Source organism: Paenibacillus sp. lzh-N1 (assembly GCF_002872435.1).
Taxonomy (GTDB): domain Bacteria; phylum Bacillota; class Bacilli; order Paenibacillales; family Paenibacillaceae; genus Paenibacillus; species Paenibacillus polymyxa_C.
The window spans coordinates 2,317,858-2,344,059 of sequence record NZ_CP025696.1 but is presented as its reverse complement, the minus strand read 5'-3'; the positions used below and the strand labels follow the sequence as shown (position 1 = coordinate 2,344,059).

At 43.6% G+C, this 26,202-nt stretch carries 19 protein-coding genes; 7 read left to right on the top strand and 12 right to left on the bottom strand.

Features of this window, described 5'->3' with window-relative positions:
* Positions 1-9 precede the first annotated feature (9 nt).
* Positions 10-447 carry a GtrA family protein gene (locus C0638_RS10590; RefSeq protein ID WP_225683697.1) on the top strand — a complete coding sequence of 146 codons (438 nt, stop codon included), beginning with the start codon at positions 10-12 and terminating at the stop codon, positions 445-447.
* Positions 448-548: 101 nt separating this feature from the next.
* Here the strand turns inward: C0638_RS10590 and C0638_RS10585 are convergent, their stop codons facing one another.
* The 4 genes from C0638_RS10585 to C0638_RS10570 form a co-directional block, all read right to left on the bottom strand.
* Positions 549-3,059, bottom strand: coding sequence for a U32 family peptidase (locus C0638_RS10585; protein ID WP_058712204.1), 2,511 nt, complete (start codon positions 3,057-3,059; stop codon positions 549-551).
* A 433-nt stretch (positions 3,060-3,492) separates the two neighbouring features.
* On the bottom strand, positions 3,493-3,954 hold the full coding sequence (locus C0638_RS10580) for a GNAT family N-acetyltransferase (RefSeq protein WP_058712203.1): 462 nt from the start codon (positions 3,952-3,954) through the stop codon (positions 3,493-3,495).
* Between the two features lie 241 nt (positions 3,955-4,195).
* The gene (locus C0638_RS10575; RefSeq protein WP_058712202.1) at positions 4,196-6,109 is read right to left on the bottom strand and encodes a stalk domain-containing protein; all 1,914 of its coding nucleotides are present in this window, start codon (positions 6,107-6,109) and stop codon (positions 4,196-4,198) included.
* Between the two features lie 49 nt (positions 6,110-6,158).
* A complete protein-coding gene (locus tag C0638_RS10570) occupies positions 6,159-7,391 on the bottom strand; it encodes a S1C family serine protease (RefSeq protein WP_058712201.1) in 1,233 nt (410 codons plus the stop codon).
* Positions 7,392-7,744: 353 nt separating this feature from the next.
* Here C0638_RS10570 and C0638_RS10565 point away from each other — a divergent pair, with 353 nt between their 5' ends.
* On the top strand, positions 7,745-9,370 hold the full coding sequence (locus C0638_RS10565) for a nitrite/sulfite reductase (protein ID WP_058712200.1): 1,626 nt from the start codon (positions 7,745-7,747) through the stop codon (positions 9,368-9,370).
* Positions 9,371-9,488: 118 nt separating this feature from the next.
* On the opposite strand, the gene C0638_RS10560 is transcribed toward C0638_RS10565, so the two are convergent.
* The 3 genes from C0638_RS10560 to uvrB form a co-directional block, all read right to left on the bottom strand.
* Positions 9,489-10,700, bottom strand: coding sequence for a hypothetical protein (locus C0638_RS10560; protein WP_058712199.1), 1,212 nt, complete (start codon positions 10,698-10,700; stop codon positions 9,489-9,491).
* Between the two features lie 409 nt (positions 10,701-11,109).
* Positions 11,110-13,971, bottom strand: coding sequence for an excinuclease ABC subunit UvrA (gene uvrA / locus C0638_RS10555; protein ID WP_058712198.1), 2,862 nt, complete (start codon positions 13,969-13,971; stop codon positions 11,110-11,112).
* A 169-nt stretch (positions 13,972-14,140) separates the two neighbouring features.
* Positions 14,141-16,132: an excinuclease ABC subunit UvrB gene (gene uvrB, locus C0638_RS10550; RefSeq protein WP_013373322.1), complete on the bottom strand. Its 1,992-nt coding sequence runs from the start codon at positions 16,130-16,132 to the stop codon at positions 14,141-14,143.
* A 208-nt stretch (positions 16,133-16,340) separates the two neighbouring features.
* Between uvrB and C0638_RS10545 the strand changes: the two genes are divergently transcribed.
* Entirely contained in the window at positions 16,341-17,168 is an 828-nt protein-coding gene (locus C0638_RS10545) for a flagellar motor protein (protein ID WP_058712197.1), read from the top strand.
* Complete coding sequence (locus C0638_RS10540; protein ID WP_013373324.1) at positions 17,152-17,967, top strand: flagellar motor protein MotB; 816 nt, start codon at positions 17,152-17,154, stop codon at positions 17,965-17,967. The genes C0638_RS10545 and C0638_RS10540 overlap by 17 nt, the downstream gene beginning before the upstream one ends.
* Before the next feature lie 233 nt (positions 17,968-18,200).
* On the opposite strand, the gene C0638_RS10535 is transcribed toward C0638_RS10540, so the two are convergent.
* Together C0638_RS10535 and C0638_RS10530 are read right to left on the bottom strand one after the other, a co-directional pair.
* Positions 18,201-18,428 (bottom strand): aspartyl-phosphate phosphatase Spo0E family protein, encoded by a 228-nt coding sequence (locus tag C0638_RS10535; protein ID WP_013373325.1) that lies wholly within the window; start codon positions 18,426-18,428, stop codon positions 18,201-18,203.
* Between the two features lie 258 nt (positions 18,429-18,686).
* The gene (locus C0638_RS10530; protein WP_102163475.1) at positions 18,687-20,108 is read right to left on the bottom strand and encodes a tetratricopeptide repeat protein; all 1,422 of its coding nucleotides are present in this window, start codon (positions 20,106-20,108) and stop codon (positions 18,687-18,689) included.
* A 132-nt stretch (positions 20,109-20,240) separates the two neighbouring features.
* On the opposite strand from C0638_RS10530, the gene C0638_RS10525 reads away from it, so the two are divergent.
* Complete coding sequence (locus tag C0638_RS10525) at positions 20,241-20,591, top strand: helix-turn-helix domain-containing protein (protein WP_102163473.1); 351 nt, start codon at positions 20,241-20,243, stop codon at positions 20,589-20,591.
* A gap of 99 nt (positions 20,592-20,690) precedes the next feature.
* Here C0638_RS10525 and C0638_RS10520 read toward each other — a convergent pair whose 3' ends face one another.
* Both C0638_RS10520 and C0638_RS10515 read right to left on the bottom strand, forming a co-directional pair.
* Positions 20,691-22,088 carry a helix-turn-helix domain-containing protein gene (locus C0638_RS10520; RefSeq protein ID WP_058712034.1) on the bottom strand — a complete coding sequence of 466 codons (1,398 nt, stop codon included), beginning with the start codon at positions 22,086-22,088 and terminating at the stop codon, positions 20,691-20,693.
* Positions 22,089-22,155: 67 nt separating this feature from the next.
* Entirely contained in the window at positions 22,156-23,529 is a 1,374-nt protein-coding gene (locus C0638_RS10515; protein WP_102163471.1) for a helix-turn-helix domain-containing protein, read from the bottom strand.
* 294 nt (positions 23,530-23,823) lie between these two features.
* Here C0638_RS10515 and C0638_RS10510 point away from each other — a divergent pair, with 294 nt between their 5' ends.
* Complete coding sequence (locus C0638_RS10510) at positions 23,824-24,399, top strand: RNA polymerase sigma factor (RefSeq protein ID WP_058712035.1); 576 nt, start codon at positions 23,824-23,826, stop codon at positions 24,397-24,399.
* Positions 24,371-25,513, top strand: coding sequence for a DUF4179 domain-containing protein (locus tag C0638_RS10505; RefSeq protein ID WP_058712036.1), 1,143 nt, complete (start codon positions 24,371-24,373; stop codon positions 25,511-25,513). The genes C0638_RS10510 and C0638_RS10505 overlap by 29 nt, the downstream gene beginning before the upstream one ends.
* 58 nt (positions 25,514-25,571) lie before the next feature.
* On the opposite strand, the gene C0638_RS10500 is transcribed toward C0638_RS10505, so the two are convergent.
* Positions 25,572-25,934, bottom strand: coding sequence for a BLB8/JUQZ-1 family protein (locus C0638_RS10500; protein ID WP_058712037.1), 363 nt, complete (start codon positions 25,932-25,934; stop codon positions 25,572-25,574).
* Positions 25,935-26,202 lie beyond the last annotated feature (268 nt).

The window sequence follows — 26,202 nt, the reverse complement described above, 5'->3', positions numbered from 1 at the left end:
TGCGAACAGGTGACTAATTTGACTTTATTTCAGAATAGTTTTTTCCGTTTTCTTGTTGTAGGTGTTCTAAATACAATATGCGGCATGTCCGTCATGTTCTTGCTCTTTAATATTTTAGAGACTAACTACTGGTTATCGACCTTTATTGGTAATTCTGTAGGCGCCACTGTAAGCTATTTCTTAAATAAAAGATTTACTTTCAAAAATAATGCGAGCCATGGACAGACCATTTGGAAGTTCATCTCTATTATATTGATATGCTATATACTGTCGTATTGTCTCAGCTATCTACTCAGTCACTTCCTGATCTCAAGTTTGAGTATTAAAAACAATGAAATTCTAGGCAATGTATCCATTCTAATCGGGAATGTCTTCTATACTTTAATTAATTATGTTGGACAAAAGTTCATTGTTTTTTCTAAAAAAACAAGAGCCCAAAAAGTATAACAATCTGAGGTTTCATTCATAGTTTAAATAAACTAACAGATAAAAAAAGGGTATGTGCTGTCAAAGCACATCCCCTATTTTTTGTTTTTCTATAGCACTTTTTACTTCACCAGTTGCCCACGTGTAACCCCTAGCTGATTCGTCGCTTTCAGTGTCTTCCATACTTGTGTTCCGCTGATTTCACCGCGCAAGGCACGGTTATAGAGATCAATAACCTCATGAACTTGCTCTGGTGTCTCCTCCAAAAATTCCACGCGGTAACGGGATACGCCTAATTCTAGGAAGTTAGACAGGTATTCCGCGCCTGATTGCTCAATCGCGTTATACACTGTATTACGGCATCCTTCGTCCACGCGAACCGGGTGAGACATCCCAATACGATCACGTAGGGATGCGCGATGATCCTCACACGGACGACCACAGTTGGTGTAGTCTGTGCCTTCACTCATAAAGGTACAATATACGCAGTGTTCGGTATGGAACATCGGCAAATGCTGCTGGATGACGATCTCCAGCTTGTCGGTACGTGTACGTCCCAGCATATCGACCATCTGTTGGATGTTCAGGTCATACGACGGTGTTACCAGGTCACAGCCGGAATCCAGGAATAGATCAGCCGCTTTATGGTTGGCGATATTTAGCGAGAAGTCGCCAATCAATTGCGGATGATGTGCATCCGGGTTCTCCAAGCGATGACGCATGTAAAAATACAAGGCTCCCGGATTGCGTACCAGCACAGCATCCGGTTTCAGGCGCAGGATATTGTTGTGATATCCGTTTTCGCCCGGCATGTGAATACGCGGAGTCACCAACGCAATTCGGCGCCCAGCGCCGTGCACAGCCTCTACAGCTGCCGGGAATTGCTTGATGAACTCGAAGTCGGCGTAGATGAACTCCACGCCGGCCTCAAGCGCAGCCTCCACCTGAGGGAGGCTGCGGCACAGCGCGGTCAGCTCTGCCTGACCGCGTGCCACAGACGATGCCGGAGCCGAGGCATCGCCATACACCTCTACCGCCCGTTTCGTGTATACGGGTGGTTTGGGGCGTTCGCCCGCGAGCAGTTCCACCGCCTGACGGCGGATGCTGTTCAGCTCGCGCATGGGCACGATGACGTCTCCATGCAGATGGACGTCCAGCTCTTCCAGCTGGAACACTGTTCCACCCAGTCGGCCGAATTGCTCTTCGAGCAGTTCGTGCGTCATCGGACGCTTCTGGGCGATTTCAAGCTCCAGCTCGGAGTCCACGCGGACCGTTGTGCCCTTCTGCACATCGGTCCACCACGTTGAAAGCGGCTGTCCTGGGGAGCCGCTGACCCGCACATGTACCGGGAAAACTCGGTACGGCTTTTCGGTTTCGTACGACTGGCGCAGACGCTTGTCCAGCGCCGGGTCGTTGGTCTTCCAAATACGATCGCCTACGTGCACACGGCGCAGATCCACATCATTGCGTCCTGCTACGATGTCAACGATCCAGCCTTCTCCGGCTTCGCCTTCAATCTTCACACCCTTGCGGCGGATATCGTATACACGTCCGCCTTCTTCTTTTTGCGTAGGATCTCCTGCATCAAATACAATACCATCGCCACGCTTGAGCGGGGCATCGATGCGGCATACTACCCCATCACGAAGGATTTGTTCCACTCGGCCCAGGTACACGCCCCGGCTTTTCGGGAACGTACCGTCCACCAGCTTTTTGTTATTCGTTCCTTCCAGAAAACCGTGCGTAAAGCCGCGTGAAAAGCTCTGCTGCAGCTCGCGGATATCTTCTTTGCTCGTCTTGGACGTATCGCCATCAAAATACTTGTCAATGGCCTTGCGATATTTGCTAACCACATTCGCTACATACTCAGGCGTTTTCAGTCGCCCTTCAATTTTAAAGGAAACCACCCCGGCATCAATCAGTTCTGGCATCAAATCAATGGCCGCCAAATCCTTGGGGGATAGTAGGTATGTCACATCGGCCATCGGCTTTTGCTCTCCATCCACCATCAAATCGTAAGGCAAACGGCATGCCTGTGCACACTCACCACGGTTTGCAGAGCGTCCGCCCCACATTTCTGAAGTCAGGCATTGGCCTGAATAAGATACGCATAACGCTCCATGCACGAATACTTCCATCGGAAGTCTCGCTTGATCGCCAATTTTTTGAATCTGTTTTAGATTATTTTCACGACCCAGCACAACCCGTTCCATGTTGTACGGCTTTGTGAATTCTACAGCCTCCGGCGAGGTGATCGTCATTTGGGTAGAACCATGGATCGGGAAATCCGGTGAAATGTCGCGGATCATTTTCACCAAACCCATATCCTGAACAATTAGGGCATCGACTCCGGCATCAATACAGGCATCAACCAGCTCTTTAGCGTCCTCCAGCTCGTTTTCAAATACCAGTATATTGAATGTCAAAAAGCCCTTAACCCCGTAGCTATGCAAAAAAGCCATAATTTCGGGCAGTTCATCCATGCGAAAATTATTCGCCCGTGCTCGTGCGTTGAACTTTTCCACCCCAAAAAAGATCGCATCGGCTCCGTTCGCTACCGCCGCACGCATACAGTCCCAGTCACCTGCGGGTGCCAGAAGCTCGACATCTTCTCTTCGTACTGCTGATTTCATTATTGCCCTCCCTATATGCTGAAAACGAATGACCCCTCATTGAATCTCGTTGTTTTCAGGGCAGCTATGCTGCTTACTTGGTAATCTCAAGAACGTTCCATCCACTCATTCCAAAGCTGGTTATGTTCAGTCAGGGGAATGGAAACTTACTAAGAATCATATCATTAAGTCCTATCTGTCTCTATCATCTTGTCCGATCATTCACATGCTGAACCATCGGTCCTCCGCATGAATCGCATCCAACTCAAAAAATCCGCATCACAAACATCTGCGGCAGAAATTATTCTTATCTTGTAACTAATCTAGTGTACCAGACTGCGCCCCAAGCTTCTACACTTTCCAAGCGATTCCTTTAAAAATATAATACTAAAAGCACAAAAACACCTCCAATCCGGGTTAGCGGTGCTTTGGAGGTGCGTCATCATATCATTAACTAGGCAAACCTATACTTCGCAAGCATTTCTCCCCAGGGTGATATTCCTTCCTCCCTGAAACCAGATTTTCTGTATAGCTTTCTAGCTAGTTCATTGTCTGGTTTATATCCAATCATGATAACATCAGTCCTATCACTGGCTTTCCTGATTTCGTCGATAACCAGCAACATTGCATGGTAACCATGACCTCGACCTTGAAATCTTTCGTCAATCATAAATCGGTAAACCCAGTAGTTTCCGTCATCCGGGTCTAAACCAAACATCGTAAAGCCAATCAATACGTCATCATTATAAATTGCTTTAGATAAAAATCCATCTAAAAACTGACATTCGGCAATTGAGTAAAGGTTAGATACCATGAATCTTTGTTGCTCAGGGTTCGGTTGAAGTTCAGCACATTCTTCCCAATTACTTTTGTCGACTGCCTTTAGCGTAATTATGTTCGGATTCCTCCTATACATTTAGTCCGACATCTTCGCTCTCCCCTGCTTACTTCACTCTTTAAAAGATTGGGGATATTTGGCGGGCGCCAGCGAAGCGGGTCATTTGAATCCGAAGAAGCGCCAGCGTTCGCCTTTGACCCGGGATTCTTACTATTAAATCCTTATATAATCCAAGAATCCCGGGTCAACAGCGATCGTAGGATCAAATGGCACGCGTAGCGTCTTCCCACATAACTCACTAATCTTTTACCCACACCCTCTACTTCACAAAATGAAACGAATTCAGCGTCGAATCTAGTGCATTAGACTGTGCCGCTGTGTTGTTCGCATCGTTTAATGTTGTTGTCACGGTGTAGGTTTTGCCGTTATGCTCCAAAACGATTTGGCGACCTGTATAACCGATACCTTCCTCTACACGGTGGAATGTAAAGGACACTGCTGGAACTCCAGCAAACGTTACGTCCTTCACTTCCTCTACTTTGAGGTTTTTATAGTTCTTGGCTTGCTTATCATAGAAGTCCTTAAGCTGAGACACCGTTAATTCAAAGGATTGGTCGTTGTCGATTTTGATGGAAAAACGTCCTCCGGTAAATTGATACTCTATATCTCCCAATTCAAATTGATCGCTAACCGCGGTCCAATAGCGTGGGATATTCACTGTATATTCATATGCTTTAGACGTCTTTTTAATCGTTTTCGTTTTGTCCGCCAGGTAGTCATCCTCTTCCAATTGTCCAAAGTTATTTGCTACCGTTTGAAAATCAATTTGAAGCGAGGAGATGATCGCGTTGAACTGGTCATTTCCCTTGCTTACTTTTTCAGGCACTGCATATTCAGCCAGGTAGCGGTATCCATTTTGCTGAATCAGCACATTGTACTGCTTGACCCATTCATCCCCAAAATTATAGCGGTACTCCTGCACTAATCCCTGAACGCCTGCAACCTCCAGCGGATACGTCTTTTGTGCCTCATAAGCAGTGGACACAAATGAATCGCTCAGCCATTTTTGCAGCTGCTGACCCCAGTTCTCCAATTTTCCATCCGCAGGAGCTGAGGTGACTTTCATCTGGAAGCTTGATCCGTCATTGCTTTCATATTGCATTCGCTGGTCGTCCATTTTCCAGCCTGCAGGTATTTTGAGTGACACACCATAGTCTGGATTTCCAGCCTCGCGTGTGCCCCCTACAACAGTGGACAAGTCTTTAATACTCTTATCCTGTGCGTTAAAAGAGGTTTTAAAGGAGTTCAGCAGTCCGGCATACTGGGCCAGATCTTTATAGTTCGTTGCTTTAGCATCGGAAAAATATATTACATACAGTCGTCCATTGTCATAGTACTGACGATTTTCCCATAGTACGCCGTCCCCATCCTTCGTAATAACACGCGCATAAGGCACTTTCGCTTTCGGGAAGGATTTTCGGTCCACCACAGTTTCTCCCGTTTCCTTGGCTGCCTGTACTAATTGCTGCAATAGATCGTCCGCATTCAGTGGAACCGGCTGTGACGCTGTATGCACTTCCATATAGTATGCGCTATTTTCATCCATAAAGGTGGAAATGCTCTCGTCTCCACCTCCCTGACCGATGACAAGTCCTGTTGGATAGTTCATGGACCATTCGTAGTAACTGTTTCCGATCTGCGTCTTGCCCTCATCATTATCGATATTCGGTGTTTCTTCAGCTACCGTACCCGCCTCTTCTTGGGCTTGCATCCGAATGATGATTCCTGCGCCATTCTTCTCCATCTTACCGCCAAGCCCTTCTGCTACTTGACGCAAAGGCACCATGAGGATCCCTGATGACATTTCTGGCGGAGCCGGAAGTGTTACCTTGTGGCCCCTCACCCAGGCTGTACGACTACCAATTGTCAGCGATACGACGTGAGTGCCGCTGGTGATCTTGACCACATTATCTTCAGCTAGGCGAATTTTGCTGTTAAATGCCTTTTTAAACACACCAGCCGGAACCATCAGTGCACCACTTTTGGAATAGGGCTTCGTAATATTCGCATTTTGACCGTTCACGATGGCTGTATTGCTGCCACTTTGCAGCCGCAATTCCAATATGTTTTTATCTTGATCTGCTGCAACTGCTGGTAAAGCGGCAAGCAGAAGGGACAATGCGACAGCGCCGACCCCCAGCTTACGCATCATTTTTCTTTGCATATGCTTCACAGTAAATCTCCCTTTAGCTTTATTTTATAGATTCATGAGCCGTTATCGTTCATTTTCCCGTAGCTGAATCTGATGCTTCTTTCGAAGGCGCTATGCCGTCATCTACAGTAGCTCCTGATTCATTCGAATCCTCAAGATCTTCTCCAGACTGAATGGAATCATAAATTTCACCATTATCCTGTGTCAGTACCAGCTTGCGCTTTACAATATCACCGTCCGATTGCATAAGTACACTTATCGTTTGCCCTGGTTGATAGTTTTTAAGCAGCTCATTGACATCAATGGCAGAGGCTACACGCTTGCCGTTAATACTATACAGCTCATCGCCTTCCTTGATTTTGGCCTGTACGGCATTGGCTGAAGTGATTTTCGTGACTTTCAAAGGATCCTCGGTAGGCAATCCGACGATAGCTGACCAGCTCTCTTCGAGCCCTAAGCCAAGACTAGCACGCCGAACCTCGCCATATTTGAAAAATTGATTGATGACATATTTCACTGTATCTGCCGGAATCGAAAAACCCATATTTTCAATTCCGACCGCTGAGAATTTCATTGTATTAATCCCGATGACCTCGCCCCTGAGGTTGACCAGCGGACCACCGCTGTTACCAGGGTTGATCGCGGTATCACTTTGGATCAGACGATAAGCAGCGTTGACACCACGATTCAGCCCGCTAACAACACCTGAGGTTGCCGAGTTACGAAGTGAGAAAGAGATCGGCGTACCGATAGCCACTACCTGCTCGCCTACCTGTAAACTGTTCGTAGAAGCTGCAAAGGTAGCAGGCTTAAGGCCGCTTGCCTTAATTTTAATCAACGCCAAATCACTGATCGGATCGCTGTAGCTGTCGATGATTCCGTAAGATTTTCCGTCCGAGGTTACAACTACGGCATCACCTAATCCTTCGATAACATGCGCATTCGTAACAATCCATCCATCTGCCCGAATGATGACACCGGTGCCGTGAGCCAGGTTGTATCGGTCTCCCCCTGCTACGGTCTCTCCTGTCGCTGAACGGCCAATGATACCGACTACAGAAGGAGAAACATTTTTAACGACCTGTGGCACACGATCGGCCGATAACGTATATGTACCATTTGCGCTGTTATACGCGCCGCTGGTTCCTAATGCTTTATTCATATCACTTACGTTAACATAGACCCCGCCATTAATGACCTTGGCCTTTAATGCAGTTCCACTGCTGGCTGCACCCGCTGTTCCAGAAATACATAGAGCGCTGCCCAAAGCTAGTACAGCCGCCCTTTTCCCCATCTTACGCATATACTCACCATTTCCTCTCCAACATGACCCTGTTCTATCAGTTAGTCCAAATCTACCATAGAGGGGGCACGCATACAATCGCTTTAAGCCCTATCTTTTTCTAAAAAAGGACCGTTTGCTGCATCCCTATCCTCTCATACTATTTATATTATAAATTTTCCAAATCCTTATATCAAAAAAATAAGCAAAAACAATAAAAAATCGTTATACCTTTTGGGTCATTCCTTCGTTTACGGGCGTAACCAACTATGATACCATCACATTATATCTCAGTTATATTGTCGGAAATAAAATCGCGAGTCCTACATCCAAATCTCAAGTATAAATAAGCACCTGAAGGAGGTTAAAAAAGGATGGCCTATGAACCAATCTGGAATGCTCATCCCGATAAGCTTAACAAGTTTGAGTTAGTCAAGCTGGAAAAAGACGGTCTCGACGTTATACGTACTATCATCGAAAGCTATGCGCACAAAGGCTATGACTCGATCTCTGCGGACGATATGGACCGATTCAAATGGGCTGGGGTTTACCAGCAAAAACCCAAGGATGGCCATTTCATGATGCGCGTCCGCATCAACACAGGGATCATGACTTCAGCCCAGGCACGTGCCTTAGCGGACATCTCCGCGTTGTATGGGCGTGGTCTCGTAGATGTCACCACCCGTCAGGCGATTCAATTTCACTGGCTGACCGTTGAAAGCTTGCCGGATATTTTCGAACGATTGGAAAAGGTCGGTTTGTATTCCTTTGAAGCCTGTGGGGACTGCCCGCGTACCATTGTCGGCAATCCGCTGGCTGGCATTGATCCTAATGAACTGGTGGATACTCAGGAGATTGTAGATGAAGTAAACCGCTTTTTCTTATTAAATCGTGACTTTTCCAATCTTCCGCGCAAATACAAAATGTCCATCTCCAGTAATACCTACAACAATGCACAGGCTGAAATTAACGACCTGTCCTTCACACCGGCAACCAAGATCCTTGACGGAAAAGAAGTGGTTGGTTTCCATGTGATGGTTGGCGGTGGATTATCTGCCAAGCCGCATTTGGCACATCCGCTGGACTTGTTTGTCCGTCCTGAGGAAGTGCTGAAGGTTGCTATTGCTGTCACAACCATCTTCCGTGATTACGGCTATCGGGAAAAACGGCACCATGCCCGTCTGAAATTCCTCATTGCCGATTGGGGCCCGGACAAATTTCTAGCCAAGCTTACCGAGTACACTGGCGAAATGCCAGGACGAGGTGAAGATAAAACCATTGGGTGGCAAGCCGCCTATTTTGACGGTATACATCCCCAAGCCCAAGAAGGTCTGAACTATGTCGGTCTGAACGTACCTGTCGGTCGCCTCAGTGCTGACGAGTTGCACGAACTGGCCGACCTGGCTGATCGCTACGGCGATGGACAGATTCGTACCACGATGTCGCAAAATATTTTGCTGAGCGGTGTGCCGGATGACCGAGTGGATGAGCTACTGGAGGCTCCAGTCCTACAACGCCTGACACCCCAGCCCAAGCATTTTATGAGCCGTACCGTATCGTGCACAGGCAATGAGTTTTGCAATCTGGCGATTGTGGAAACGAAAAAACGCGCGGTTGACGTTGCCGAGTATTTGGATCAGCACGTACAATTGGATGAAAAGGTGCGCATCCATTTTATCGGCTGCCCGAATTCCTGCGGTCAAAAGCATATTGCGGATATTGGACTGCAAGGCTCGCTCCTTAAGACACCTGAAGGCATGGTTGACGCGTTCGACATCTCTGTTGGCGGGGCGCTTGGAGCTGGTGCCCAGTTCAACAAGACACTCAAAGGCCGCGTACGTGGGGACCAGGTTGGTCCTGTATTGGCAGAGCTTATTCTGTTCTACAAAGAAAATAGGATTGCTGGCGAAAGCTTTTATGCGTATGTACAGCGTGTAGGCATTCCGTCTTTCCAGGAAAAGCTGTCCGCCATTTTACAGTCCAGCCACGTTGCATCCTAGACATTAAGTCCATTAACAGCCTGCTTGTATTTTATATACAAGCAGGCTGTTTCTTATGCCATAAACCAGCGCCATACCTACTTCCTACTTCTTTGATTGCATAAAAAAAGACACCGGATTACTCCGGTATCAATATTTTCGCAAAATCGAGTACTATTGGCTTATGAGCGCCTGTTGTAGATGTCACCACCGCGTAGCCTGAAGGTATCTTATATATCAATCCCGTATCATATCGGATGCCGAAGGAGTTATCTTCCTTATAATGAGTCTTCGTTTCCCATACCTTCGTACCGTTTCCTTTTAAGCCTGTGATAGTGATGCCATGCATCTTCGTGGTTTTACCCAGTGGGTCATATTGATCACTGAACTGGACGTACAACTGCTCCTCGGGCAGATATACCCGGTCAGCCGCATAGTCCTCTGTGTTACTAAACAATTGCAGACCATTACTTAACACCTGGGTGCGTTTGCTGTTTCCTTTAAGCCCTGTTACAGCAATATGGCCGCTAGACAACTCATGTACCGCGGCAATTTCTTTACCTGATCCTAAGTCCAGATGGACATCACGGATATTGCGACCATACACATCGGCTTGTACCCCCACGGGACCATCTGAGCTGTTCAATAGCGCATAATATCCATTGTGATTGCCGACCAGCCAACCCGAGGTCACTCCGTTTGTCGTTCGATTCCATTGTATATCGCCAGTTTCAGTGTATTTGAGTACAGTGAAGGACTGCTCCGCAGGGTTCAGCGAGGACACTAGAAAACTACCATCCTCCAGTGGCTCCAATCCTACCTGAGAATTCTCCCCATAGGATATCAAACCGTCAGTGGATAACGTTTTGGACCACTGGGGGTTTCCATCCGCATCCAATCGTGAAGCCTGCACATCTCGCATTCCGTTCGGTTGGGTATAATCAAGCAGAAACAGCAAGCCACCATCCGACGTCTCCCGCTGGACTCCCTTGCTGCTTGTTCCCGGCTGTACGCTCAGGTCTTGCTGGTGTTTCCATACTGTCTCCAGAGAACTATCCAGCTTGCCATACGTGACGTGTACTACACTTGCTTCTGTATCGTCTTCGACGTTCAGCATTAAGAACCCGCCCTTTGCTGCGGGCTGAATGTAATTGTGAGCGCTCTCGGAATCCTTAATACTGCCAATCGCTGCACTAGTTTCGATCTCGGCTTGTTTGGGCGCATACGCCTCGGACACCTCGGATGCATAGGCCGGTACAGCACTATAACCCAACAACCATGCCGCTAAAGTGACTCCTGCTGCCCATGAGTATACACGTGTACGTAGAACTCTACTTTGCTTAACCTTCAAACGTTCCAGCTCCCTTCATGACTTCCTCAGAGATGTGATATAAACCTTAGATGCAATTTAACTATAAACGGTCGCTTCAACTAGTAATGGTTGTCACGTGGGCACGGAACTTCGTATGATGCTAGATAATCATAAGTTATATATTAACCTCTTCAAGCCCGAGCCTAAACATCCAAAACTCTAAAATGTAGAGATTACTCAGAGACTTTCTATCGAAGAATATACCTATAGATTTATTATTCCAGCGCTTGGTAAACTATGTGTCACATGCTTTAACGCAGGAATTTAATAAAAGTTTTCTTTTTTTACAAAAAAAATAAACCCTGCCAACGGGAAGGCACAAATACGCTAATTTGTATTCTGCCTTCCTGTCTGTGCAGGGCTTTCACAACGTACGTTAAAACTGTATCTATAGATCGACGGTCTGAAGCGCTTGACTGCGCTGTGTATCCCGTTCAAGGATCGGCTTTAAGTATCGGCCTGTATAGGATTCCTCTACTTTTACAAGTTGTTCTGGTGTCCCGGTAGCCAAGATCGTTCCACCGCCGCTTCCACCTTCGGGCCCCAGATCAATCAGGAAATCGGCTGTTTTAATTACATCTAGATTATGCTCAATAACCAGTACGGTTTCGCCTGAATCGACCAAACGATGCAACACGGTTAATAATCGGTCAATATCGTGAACATGCAGACCGGTTGTCGGCTCATCCAAAATATAAATGGTTTTGCCTGTGCTGCGACGATACAATTCGGAAGCCAGCTTCACACGCTGTGCTTCACCACCAGACAAGGTAGTCGCTGGTTGACCCAGCTTGATATACCCCAAACCTACATCCATCAGCGTCTGAATCTTGCGATGAATCTTGGGGATATTTTCAAAAAATGCTGTCGCATCCTCTACCGTCATCTCCAGCACATCAGCAATACTCTTCCCTTTATACTTAACCTCAAGGGTCTCCCGATTATAGCGTTTGCCTTTGCACACTTCGCATGGTACGTACACATCAGGCAAAAAGTGCATCTCAATCTTGATGATCCCGTCGCCTCTGCAAGATTCACATCGGCCTCCCTTAACGTTAAAGCTAAACCGGCCTTTCTTGTAGCCTCGAACCTTAGCCTCGTTCGTCTGCGAGAATAAGTCACGGATATCATCGAACACACCTGTATAAGTTGCAGGATTGGAACGCGGGGTACGGCCGATTGGCGATTGATCGATCTCAACAACCTTTTCGATATGCTCTAGCCCGCGAATTTCTTTATGTTGACCTGGGCGTACTCTCGCACGGTTCAGATCACGCGCCAACGTTTTGTACAAAATTTCGTTGACCAGCGTCGATTTTCCAGACCCGGATACGCCAGTAACAGCCGTGAAAACACCCAATGGAATTTTGACATTCACATTTTTGAGATTGTTCTCCTTGGCTCCGCGAATCTCCAGCCACTTATCCGCAGGCTTGCGCCGCTCGGTATTGACCGGAATAAACTTGCGACCGCTCAAATATTGCCCGGTCAGGGAATTCGGATCTTCCATAACTTCCTGTGGAGTCCCCTGCGACATGATCATCCCGCCATGGATTCCGGCTCCTGGCCCAATGTCAATGATATAGTCCGCCGCCATCATCGTATCTTCGTCATGCTCCACCACGATCAGCGTATTGCCCAGATTCCGCATATGTTCCAAAGCACTAATCAGACGATCATTATCTCGCTGATGCAGCCCAATACTTGGCTCGTCCAAAATATAAAGCACGCCCATCAGACTGGACCCGATCTGTGTCGCCAATCGGATACGTTGTGCCTCCCCGCCGGACAATGTACCTGCTGCACGGCTTAAAGTCAGGTATTCCAGACCAACGTTCACAAGGAATCCCAGTCGGCTGTTAATTTCCTTTAAAATAAGGTTGGCGATCGACTGCTCTTTCTCACTCAGCTCCAGTGTATGGAAAAAGTGAGAAGCCTCCCCGACAGACAAAGCTGTCACATAAGCGATATTGCGCTCTTGAATGGTTACCGACAGGCTTTCTTTTTTCAGTCGGTGCCCCTTACAGGTGTTACATGGCTTTGCACTCATAAAGCCTTCAATAAATTCACGTATTCCCTCAGAAGCGGTATCACGGTAACGACGCTCCAAATTCGGGATAATGCCTTCAAAGGTCACATAGGCTTCCTTACGTTGACCAAAATCATTTTCATAGCGGAAACGGATCTTCTGGTCACCTGTTCCGTGCAAAATAAGATTCATTTGTTCTGACGTCAATTGGCTTACAGGAATGTCCTGCGGAATACCGTAGTGTTCGCATACGGACTGTAAAAATTGAGGATAATAAGTGGAAGTTCCTCCACTCCATGCCTGGAACGCCCCATCTTCTACACTTTTTTCTGTATCAGGTATGAGCAGATCAGGGTCAACGACCATTTTAACTCCTAACCCATCACAATCTGGACAAGCGCCGAACGGACTATTAAAAGAAAACATCCGTGGAGATAGCTCATCTATGCTAAAACCGCAAATCGGGCACGCAAAGTTGGAGCTAAATCGCAACTCCTCTTGCCCTATAATATCTACAAGCAACTGTCCGCCTGAAAGATTCAGTGCCGTCTCAATAGAGTCGGACAGACGCGCACGTACATCTTCCTTGACTACGATCCGGTCTACGACCACTTCAATCGAGTGCTTCTTGTTCTTCTCTAGTTCAATCTTCTCGGACAATTCACGCAGTTCGCCATTCACACGTACCCGTACAAAGCCCTGCTTGGCTATATCAGTGAACAGTGTTTTATGCTCACCTTTGCGACCGGATACCAATGGAGCCAGGATTTGCAGCCGCGTCTTTTCAGGATACTGCAAAATGCGGTCTACCATCTGTTCGACGGTCTGTGAAGTGATTTCAATGCCATGTTCAGGACAATGAGGATGACCTACTCGGGCAAATAACAACCGCAAGTAATCATAAATTTCTGTAACTGTTCCGACCGTAGAACGAGGATTCCGACTTGTCGTTTTTTGGTCAATGGAAATGGCAGGAGACAGGCCGTCAATCGAATCGACGTCCGGTTTCTCCATTTGCCCGAGGAATTGACGGGCATACGCAGATAATGATTCCACATACCGCCGCTGTCCTTCTGCATAGATCGTATCGAAAGCCAGTGATGATTTACCTGAGCCGCTAAGCCCCGTCAGGACGACGAACTTGTCCCGTGGAATCGTCACGTCAATATTTTTGAGATTATGCGCGCGTGCGCCTTTGATGATGATGCTTTCATTCGCCAAATGTTTCATCTCCTTAGCCGTAATTCACGTCATCCTATATCGCATTGGATTATCCGATGGAAGTGATATATCGCAAAGAGAACGACCACATCGGCCGTCCTCACTAATTCTTAAAAGCAATCAAACATTTTATTATCAATATGTTGTGCTTCTAGCTTATTCCCAATGTTTAATCAGCCCGCAACTCCAGCAAAGCATCACGCAACTCGGCGGCCCGTTCGAATTGTAGATTCTTGGCCGCGTCCTTCATTTCTGCTTCTAGGCGCTGAATGAGGGATTGACGCTCCTTCTTGGAAAGTTTACCCGTCTCATTAGGAAGGTAATCATTCTTGGACTCTGCCGTCTTGGTTGCTTCAATGACATCACGAATCTTTTTACGGATGGTTTGCGGGGTAATTCCATGTTCTTCATTGTATTGAATTTGAATCGCACGGCGACGTTCCGTCTCCTTGATCGCTTTATCCATAGAATCGGTAATCTTATCGCCATACATAATAACACGTCCGTCACTATTCCGTGCTGCCCGCCCGATCGTCTGAATCAGAGAGCGCTCAGAACGCAGGAAGCCTTCTTTGTCCGCATCCAAAATCGCAACCAGCGATACTTCCGGCAAATCGAGACCTTCCCGCAACAGGTTGATCCCGATCAGCACATCGAAGGTTCCCAGACGAAGATCCCGCAAAATGGCCATCCGCTCCAAAGTCTTAATCTCAGAGTGCATATATCGAACTTTGATGCCCACTTCTTTTAAGTAGTCAGTCAAATCTTCAGCCATTTTCTTCGTGAGTGTGGTGACCAGTACCCGTTCTTCACGTTCTATGCGCTGCCGTATTTCATTAATGAGATCGTCAATCTGCCCTTTGCTCGGACGCACCTCAATAATAGGATCAAGGAGACCTGTAGGACGGATAATCTGCTGCACCATCGTATCGCATTTTTCCATCTCATACGGGCCTGGAGTAGCCGATACATAGATAATCTGATTCACTTTGTCCTCGAACTCTTCGAACTTCAGCGGACGGTTATCCAAGGCAGATGGCAAACGGAAACCATGTTCAACCAGCACATTTTTACGCGCTTGGTCCCCGTTATACATCGCACGAATCTGCGGCAATGTAACATGAGATTCGTCGATGACGATCAGCATATCATCTGGAAAATAATCCAAAAGTGTATATGGTGTCGCTCCGCGCTCGCGGAATGTCAGTGGACCCGAGTAGTTTTCGACACCGGAACAAAAGCCAACCTCTCTCATCATCTCGATATCATAGCGGGTACGTTGCTCCAAACGTTGCGCCTCTAACAGCTTCCCTTGTTCCTTCAGCTCTGCTAACCGCTCTTCTAGCTCACGTTCAATGTTAACCAATGCTACCCTCATCGTATCCTCATGAGTAACAAAGTGAGATGCTGGGAAAATAGCGATATGTTCACGTTCACCGATCAATTCACCTGTAAGCACATTAATCTCAGTAATTCGTTCAATTTCATCTCCGAACAATTCTACCCGTATTGCATTTTCTCCATGGGAAGCCGGGAATATCTCAACAACATCCCCCCGTACACGGAAAGTACCCCGCACGAAGTTGATATCGTTCCGCTGATATTGAATATCGACCAGGCGGGACAAAATCTGATTGCGGGGTTTCTCCATGCCGACTCTAAGCGAGAGCAGCAAGCTTGAATATTCTTTCGGGGAACCCAAACCATAAATGCAAGAGACACTAGCTACAATAATAACGTCACGGCGCTCAAACAGAGAGCTTGTGGCTGAGTGGCGAAGTTTATCAATCTCCTCATTGATGCTGGAATCCTTCTCAATATACGTATCGGAAGAAGGGATGTACGCTTCCGGTTGGTAGTAATCATAGTAGCTGACAAAATAATCAACTGAGTTGTTTGGAAAAAATTCTTTAAACTCACTTGCCAGTTGAGCAGCCAAGGTCTTGTTATGCGCAATAACCAGTGTAGGCCGATTCAGCTTGGCAATGGTCTGAGCGATGGTATACGTCTTACCTGTTCCCGTAGCACCCAACAGAGTTTGATGCTTCTTTCCTTCTGCAATTCCTTCTACCAATTCAAAAATGGCCTGGGGTTGATCGCCTTGAGGTTGGAATTCCGACTGAATTTCAAAAGTCTTATCGCTAACAACGATATCACTCATTGCCCTGCATCACCCTTATCGTCTAAAATGGAAACATCATGTTTTTACACCAATCGAGCTTTAACGTCTTTACCTGTAATTCTATGTCGATATTTCCCGAGCAATGATACTTGGGAAATATGGTTGAATAAGAATGTTTGTTCCCGTATTATACCTCTTTCTTACCGCGGATGCAAACGATAAGTCTTGAATAGGAGTGAATTGAATTTTGGATATCACCATCGTATTGGGCATCATCGCCGGAATCATAGCATTAATCGGTGGCTTCTTGTGGGAAGGCGGAGAATTCACAGGGCTGCTTCAAGGTACATCAGCTCTGATCGTATTCGGCGGAACTTTCGCCGCCGTTGTGATCAGCTACCCTGCCTCCAAGCTGAAGACTATACCCACCGCTCTGCGGATGGCTTTTAGTCGTGAGGACAATCCAACGGAGCAATATATAGAAGATTTGGTTTCCATGGCAGCCACCTCCCGCCGATCCGGTGTGCTTGCGCTAGAACGTATATCATCAGAGCATCCGAATGCATTTTTGCGGGAAGGTCTTCAACTAGTCATTGACGGCACTGAACAGGAACAGATCAAGCAAATTTTAGAACTAGAGTTAGATGCTATTGGGCACAAACATGAAGGGTACGCCAAAATATTTGAATCGGCAGGCGGCTATGCCCCTACGATGGGGATTATCGGGACGGTCATGGGTCTGATCCATGTACTTGGCAGCCTAACCGAGCCTACTGCGCTCGGACCGTCGATTGCTGTAGCTTTTATCGCAACATTATACGGCGTTGCTAGCGCCAATCTGATCTTTCTGCCCATCGCGTCCAAAATAAGAGCAGCCAGTGAAAGTGAAATTATTACGATGGATTTGCTGCTGCAAGGTATCCTGGCTATCCAAAACGGAGAGAACCCTAAGCTTGTACGCAAGAAGTTGGAGTTTTTTATCCGCTCAGAGCAACATATAGATCGCAAACCACCTCGTCGCTCACGTACAGAGAGCGCTACTCCAAAGGAGGACTTCCATGAGAGCGCGCGCTAAGCGCCGTGGGCGTCAAGGTGGCGGCGGAGACCAACGAGATCGTTGGATGATTACCTATGCCGATCTGATCACCCTGCTGCTTATTTTTTTCGTCGTGATGTATGCCATGAGCAGTCTGGATGCTAAGAAATACGACGTCGTTGTTCAATCCCTCCAGGATACGTTCCACAAGGGAGATTCTATTTTGGAACAAGGCTCGGGCATTACAGGAACTGCCGATCGTTATACCAGCAAGAATCCACCCGCGACGAAGCAACCGGCCTCTAATAAAAAAGAAGCGGGATCAACCAAGCTCACCGAGCGTGAACAAGCATTTCGCAAGCAGGAAAAAGAGCTGCAAAACCTAATGGGTGTCATTCAGGAATATATTACAGACAACAAGCTACAAAACCAGATTTTCGTATCCGATCAACCGCGTGGCATTGTCATTACGCTGAATGACCGCTTTCTATTCGACCAAGGCAGAGCGGCACTCAAGCAGGGTTCTGCAAACACGTTATCCAAATTAGCCAGTCTATTTCGAGATTTGAAAACACCGATTAGCATTGAAGGTCATACGGACAACATTCCATTCACGCGTTCCTCTAACTCGTCGACCTACAAGGACAACTGGGAGCTTTCCGGCGCTCGGGCACTGTCTGTACTCCGGTTTTTTATCGACCGAGAGCAGTTATCCCCATCAGGCTTCCAGTATGCGGGTTATGCAGATACCCGTCCGGTTGGTGACAATAGCACCGAAGCAGGACGACAAAAAAACCGCCGTGTCGAAATCACTGTGCTGCGCCAGCTGCAGCAGTAAAATCCAAAAACCTCCCGAGTCACGCAATAACGTGAATGGGGAGGTTTTTTTAAGATGTATCATCATGTTACGTGGCTTCCGCTCTGATGTAGACGTAGAACAATAAACTGTACGAACAACGTGGATAAGGGCGGCGTACAAGATGCAATAGAGATTATTTTGTTTATGCTATATCTCACTATGTATTAGAAGCCAAGGTGAAGTTAGGTTTTATCTTGTCATGATGCTTGATGTTAATAAGATAGGACGAGCTCGTGTTGCTTTTCTTGTATCTGTGAACTTTGAAGTACGCTCTGTTGTCTACGATAGCTATATTTCCAGTCGCTGTACTTATTAAGGAGCCGATCCAACTCCATAGACTTGGTCAACACCCGTCGATCCTTCAATCCCACCTCTTTCGCCAAATCATTTAATTCTTTTCGCTTTTCTTCGATGCACTCCTCCAATTGTTGCCATTTCACATCAATAAACCTCCTGTTCGGTGTGGTATTTACATTAGTTTACAAGCTGATACCTTCCCTACAGGTTAAAAATATAATAAAACCCATTTCATCCCTTTAACAGGATGCATCAAAAAAGCCAATCCAAATGAATTGGCTTTAGAAATACAATCTCTATTTCTTTAATGTCCATTTCCATGCCCATAAGTGCTATAGTTCCCGTTACCATGTCCGAATAGATCCGCATTAGCATTAAGCGATTCTTCAAAACTAACAAAGCTAATTAGACTTATTGCCAACAAGGAGAACATCGTTAATTTTTTCATCATCTAATATCTCCTCCATTATAAATTCATAATTCTTTCTATGCTGAGATGTGGAGTCTTTTCTGAACTTTTCGAACAAAGCAACACATTCCACAAATTTTGTTTTATTATTAATATTTTTATAAAACTTTAGGCTTTCTAAAATAGAATCAAGACCTTGATCGATTTTTTCATTGCCTAAATAGTAAATTGCTAGTTTATAATGTAAATCAGCATATCTATCTACAGTCGGTGCTAGCTGATAATAACCACTATCCAAAGAGAAACTATCATTAAAAACTCTAATATCCTCTGAAAATTCTGAAAGTACGGCATCAATGCTAAATTTATGTTTAATAGCAGACTCAACAATAGTAAGCAAGCCAGGCAATACTTCAAGGGGATTTTTTTTAAGGAAATTAACATACGAAAGTAAACTTCCCTTTTCACCCATTAAAACCTTTAAGTTAAGTTTATTTGCTTCTGCCCATAATTTAAGTAGTTCAACTTCTTCTAAACCTAATTCGTCCAGTCCTTCAAACCAGCCTAAATCAGCATAGCCATCAATATATTCCATTGCCTTTTCATACATTCCTTGTAGTTCCAAAGCATTGCCTTTAAGTAAATAACCTTGCCCATAGTAAACTACAAGTGGTCTTTCAGTCTCTAATTGTCTATACTTATTTATATTTTTTCGTTTTTGAATCTCATTTTTATACACAGTTGTTGCTAAGTTACGTAGCTCGTCAGCATACCTCTCTACCTCTTTCCATTGATGAAGACTAAAGTAGATATTAGCCAATTTCAACAAAGCATCCAAATGATAATTTTCAGGGAGTCTGTTACGATAGGGGATGAATCTTAAAACCGCTTCTAAGTTCCTTTCTAAATCTTGACCTATAGAAGCAACAAACAGTTTATAATGACTGATTGCCAATCTCTCAGAGTGTTGGTACTTTTCATTTTCAACTACACATTCATAAAAGGGAATTGCCTCTTGTAGTTTCCCTTCCTCATAAAGCTCCTCTGCCAAAGCAAAGATTGTTGGAATATGGTTAAGATCCTCCATTAATCGGGATAGTACTTTCTCTACACACCTCAGATTTCCTATTTCTACACAGCGTATAAGGAATGGCTTAACTCTTTTCCAATGTGGTCTTCCATCATAAAAACATTCATCAACATATAGGTCATATAGCCAGCCCTCTGGATAATTAAGCGCTTTAGTAATCAAGTCCATTTGTCGTACGGAGATAGGTTTAGGTGGATTTCCGTTAAGCATAGCACTAAAAATGCCCCGGTTAAGTCCCGTAGCTTGTCCAAAACTATTAAAAGTGTAGCCACCAAGTTTTAATTCTTTCTCAATTTCCGAACGAATCGTGGTTGTATTTTCCAATAAAAACACCCCCGGCGTATTCAAATGATTTTAAAAAATCACCCTCCTCGACAATCAATTACAATATACTAGAAATTATATGAATAAATTGGATGGAGGTCAATCCTTTATTCTACACCATTTCAATATATTATGGAATTTAATGTGTATAATAATCCACCAATTCTAAAAAATCATGTGTTGTTAGCAGAAGCATCTGATTCAACAGGTTCCTATATCGGCAAATTGGAGCGTGGCGAGATCAATGTACAAATTAAAACTTTGGAGAAAATAGCCGAAGCACTCAACACAAACGTTTTTGCATTTTTTGACTTCAATCCCTATGAAGAACTCAAAAGTCAGCCTTGGATATGGGAATACATTCATATTCTTTCACAGCAGAGTGAAACGGAGCAAAATAAAGCTTATCGCATTTTAAAGGAACTGTTTACAGAGAGTGAGCTTCTTAAAGATAACTCCGATGATTCCAAAGGCAAGAGATGAGTTTAATATTTTTATTATTTGTTATATATTCTACGAAGAATAAAAAGGCTAGGTACTTTTCTACTTAAAAAGTAAGAAAGTACCTAGCCTTTTTGTGATTTAAGGAATCATCTGGTTTACATTATGCTGTACTTCTTCAAGCAATTTTTCATATTCCTCCCGTTGTCCGTTCGTGGAATGATCTTTATACTTCTCAAATAATAGTGTTATAGACTTGATATAGTAGGCTTTATCATTCAATTGAGAAGATGCTTTGAAGCTTTTCAACATAGCATCCATGGCTTTCAAATAAGCTCCTGTATTGAAATAATAACGACTAAGCTCAAGAAAAAAACGAGAATAGGTGATCAGATTATAATTCGTATGATAATAAGAAATATTGGTATTTAATTCTTTGAATTTATCAATTTTATCAGCAAAGAGAATTAAGATTTCATCTATTGGATAATTGTAGGCATTAGCTGACTCAACAATTGCCAATAACCCGTGTAATATCTCTTGTGGATTATTTCTAAGAAGCTCAACATAGGCTGGTAAACTATCCATTTTCCCCATTAGAATTTCGAGACTTAACTTGTTTGCTTTCGCCCACATTTTAAATTTTTCCGCCTCTATCCTCCCTATATCGTCAAGCCCTTCAAAACCAGTTAACTCTGCGTAATAAGGAATAAAATCCAGGGCCTTTTGATATAACCCTTGTTTCTCGTAGGCATTTCCTTTCAATAAAAAGGATTGACCATAATACACGATTAGACGCCTTTCTGTGTTTAGTGGCTTAACTTCACGACTCTTCAATTTTTCTCTGACCTGCTGTTGATAGATATTCGTAGCTAGTACTCTTAGTTCTTCAGCATACTGTATAACCGTCTCACAATCATCAAGTTGAAAATAGGCATTAGCCAATTTTAATAATGCATCTAATTGGTAATTATCGGGAAGGTTTCTTCGAAACGGAGCAAACTTTATAGCTGCTTGACGATTATTATCCAAGTCAGTATTCAGAGAGTTACAAAACAATCTGTATTGACTAATAGCCAGCCGCTCGGCGTGGTAATATCTTTCATTTTCTATCACACACTCGTAAAAAGGGACAGCTTCGTTTTCCTTCCCACCTTCGTGCAATTCTTCTGCAAACTCAAATACTGTCGACACATAGGACAAGTCCTCCGTTAGTCTCGACAATACCCTTTGAATACACTCCTTCCTCCCCAACTCTACACAACGCAATAAAAAAGGTTTGATCCGTTTCCAGTGCCCTTTTCCCTCGTGAAAGCATTCATCTATGTACAACTCATACAGCCAGCCTTCGGGATATCCCAATGCCTTAGTAATCAAGTCCATCTGTCGAACAGAGATTGGCTTGGGTGGGTTACTGTTCAGCATGGTGCTAAATGTACCACGGTTAATACCAGATATTTTACTAAAGCTGCTAAATGTATATCCCCTTTGCTTTAGTTCGGTCTCTATCGTCGAGCGGATCGTAGGTGTGTGTTCCATGTTAACACCTCATTTTCAAATAATACTGTTAGCTCAAAATCGACTTCATACTTCCTTGATCGTTGGCTTAAAACGCAAAATTAAAGTCCTTCCCAAAATTCTCTTTATGAATTGTAAGTTCATTATACTGACACTCTGTAGCAAAATTTTTGTACTTCTCAAACAATATAATAGATTGTGCAAATACACTTGAATTATTCACCACTGTAGCCAGTTTTATATTTTTAAGAATCGTGTTTATTCCAGCCGTATAATCGTTAAAATTAAATTGATAGATGGCTAATTGCAAATTAAAATTACAATAATCATCCATATATAATGCATCTTCATTTTCAGAGAACTTTTGAATGTAACCACTAAAACGCTTTAATATATTGTCTATATTAAAAGATTGCTTATTAGCCACCTCTAATAATGTGAGAATCCCTGGTAATATCTCTTTCTCATTCTCTTCCAGTAGTAAAATATACTTTTCTAAATTACTTTTATCCCCCATTAATAAATCCAGTACATACCCATTAGCTGTTGCATACATTTTTAATTTCTCAACTTCTCTTTGGCCTACCTCATCCAAACCTTTGAACCAACTTAAATCTGCGTATCTCAAGACAATTTTTTTAGCCTCCTGATATAATTCTTGCTTTTGTAATGAGAATGCTTGCATCAATAACGCTTGTCCATAATACACTACTAATGATCGTTCACTGGAATATGGCTCTATATCTTCATGATTTATATTATCTTGAGCCACCCTATATTCGTATATACGTTTTGTGAGTTCCAGCAATTTCTGGCTACAAAAAATGGTTTGATTCCACTTGTGCAAAGAAGAATAAATATTAGCCATTTGCAATAAAGCATCCAACTGATAAGCTTCAGGTAAACGATCTAGAAAAGGAGAAAATAAAGTAGTTAGTTTTAAATTCTCTTCTGCATTGGTACCTAATTGTATGCGAAACAATCTGTATTGACTAATAGCCAACCGCTCGGAATGATGATACCTTTCGTTCTCTATCACACACTCGTAAAAAGGGACAGCTTCGTTTTCCTTCCCACCTTCATGCAGTTCTTCTGCAAACTCAAATACCGTCGACACATAGGACAAGTCCTCCGTTAGTCTCGACAAAACCCTTTGAATACACTCCTTCCTCCCCAACTCTACACAACGCAATAAAAAAGGTTTGATCCGTTTCCAGTGCCCTTTCCCCTCGTGAAAGCATTCATCTATGTACAGCTCATACAGCCAGCCTTCTGGATATCCTAATGCCTTAGTAATCAAGTCCATCTGCCGAACGGAGATTGGCTTGGGTGGGTTACTGTTCAGCATGGTGCTAAATGTACCACGATTAATACCAGATATTTTACTAAAGCTGCTAAATGTGTATCCCCTTTGCTTTAGTTCGGTCTCTATCGTCGAGCGGATCGTAGGTGTATGTTCCATTTCAATCCCCCTCAATATAGTGCAGATATATCGTAAGTCATACTTAACATGTGATTTCGCTCGTAAGAACTTCATTTCATTACAAAATAATTAAAATAGTGAAATATATGGTCTATAAAGTCATTTTATTTTATGATGCCTTAGAAGGAAGCCTTTTTTTTACGAATTCCGTGATAATTGAAAGCTGAATGAGGTGCATGTGGAGAAGCATTAAAAGCAAACTTCAAGTTTTTTTATTTGAATGTCACAAATGCATATCTTTTTCAGTTATATAGGCAGAAGGGAGGGACGTTAATGGAAAAGCTAAATACAAATAATCAAAATGCAGATATCAATCTTGTCATAGAGCAGGTCCAAGCAGGCGACAAACAAGCGTACACACATATCATACGGCGTTATCAACAACAGATCTTTTTATACTGCTACTATTTACTTAAAAATCGGGAAGAAGCGGAAGATGCTGCTCAAGAAATATTCATTAGAGGGCTAGAACATATACATCATTTTGTACCTACTGTCTCTTTTTCAGCTTGGCTTTATAAAATCGCTCAAAACCACTGTACTGACTTATTAAAAAGAAAGGCTAGATCATTCAAATCCTTCATTCAGTACAAACTGAACCTAAAGCAACAGCCAATATACGAATATACAAATTTAATCCACGAGTTACTGGATCAGCTAACATTAAAAGATCGCCAGATTTTATTATTACGTTCGCTTGAGGATTACAACTACGAAGAGATTGCTACAATTATGGGGCTAAAATCGTCCACGATCCGAAAAAGATATGAGCGACTCCGTAAAAAGCTAATCAACTACAATGAAAAGGGAGGAAAACAAATTGAGCACTCATTTAAACCCGGAAGATAAAGAAATTGAGCACTTACAAAAGCTTATTCGAAATACCCCTTTCCAAGTGGATTTAATTGATAGAACTATGGAACGCTATAATACAATGAAAACAAGACACTATAAACGCTCTAACTCCCGTTCGAAAAGGGTTCGCAATACCTTTCTCGGAACCTCCGCTGCACTTGTAGTAGCGTTTGCACTTGTCGTTAGTACTGGATTTATTTCACCAACAATGGCTGCGTCCTTGAAACAAATCCCAGGTATAGATTCTATATTCCAGCTTGCTGGTGATCTTGGTTTACAAACAGCAGACGAAAAAGGGCTAGTATCAAAGCCAAATCTTAGTGATACTCACGATGGCCTGACTCTCAGCGTACCAGAGGTCATGTTTGATGGAACACGTGTATCCATTGCCTTAGAACGACAAACCACTGACAAAAGATTTTTAAACACTGAATTACCCTTATTACTTGATGACTTAATATTTTTTATTAATGGAAAAGAAATCAACTCTTCTTATGCGCCTGCAAACACTACTAACTCTATTGACCCATATATGATACCTGGGAAAAATAAAAACTCAACAATTATACAGTTTTCAGATTTACGCAACCAAGGGGGTAAATCTTTCCCAGATAAGTTTGATTTAACAATTTCCATGCCTGTCTCTGGTATCAAGCAGCCCTTCAAAATAGAAATTCCAGTGGAAAAAAACACAAAAAATAACCTGACTTTTACGCCATCTCTTAAACGAAAGTACCAAAACATCGACTATACTCTGGAAAAGATTGAGCTCACGCCGATTACAACCAGCATCACAACTCGCATAAAGCTACCTGACAATTTAAAAATTTCTTCGTCACTTCCTTTTTTGAGTTATGAAATTTACGATGACAAAGGAAAGCAACTAAATTTTATAAGCAACAACGGTTGGAGTGCTACGGATGGAAACGTTCTGATAAGTGATTCACGTTTTGAACCTTTCACCTCTCTCCCCAAAGCAATTACTATAAAGGTCTACAAAACTATCTTAAAAAAGGATGATAAGAGTAAATTTGAACTAGACAAAGATGGAAATCCGAAAATAGAGTATTTCCCTGATCTGGAGATTACTTACCCGATTAATCCATGATAATAAAAATAAGTGAAGGAAGTGAAGCGTACTTCACCTCCTTCACTGCATATAAATACTATCTTTCAACCTTAAAAGTATAAACTCCAAGTTTGTCTCCATTAGATTTAAAGGCTTCAACCTGAGCTGTACCATAGCCAATCATCTTAGCTTTATTTCCATGAAGTTCGACAACATCACTTCCATACAAAATCATCCAGTTAGAACCATCCATTTTATACGTGCTACCTATTCCTAAACGAAGTGGAGGAGTATCCTGCTTTGTAATGGGCGCTTTTTCTCCTTTTGCAAGTTCAAAAGTTACCGTAACTTTTGCTGGGGTTACAGCTGATGCCGTTGAACTTACTGGTGAAGCCGAAGCTACTCCCCCTAAAGATAAAGCTAACGCAGAAATTGATAGTGCTAAGATCGCTCTTTTCATTTGTCATTTCTCCTCTTTAAGTATTTGTACTGATTAAACATTAGACTCCCAAGCAATTGTAGACAGTAGACATTATCAAAATACGAGTTATTTCATTTTTTTCATCTCCTTCCTTCTAATTAATTCCATTCTAATTCTTGATGTGTTACAAAAAAAATAGAAATAAACATATCATTTCATTTTTTACAAAATAATCATATATGAGTTTTCTCGTATGAAAAATGAGCAGATAGGATACTAAATCCCCCTGCTCATTTCAGCGATTGTA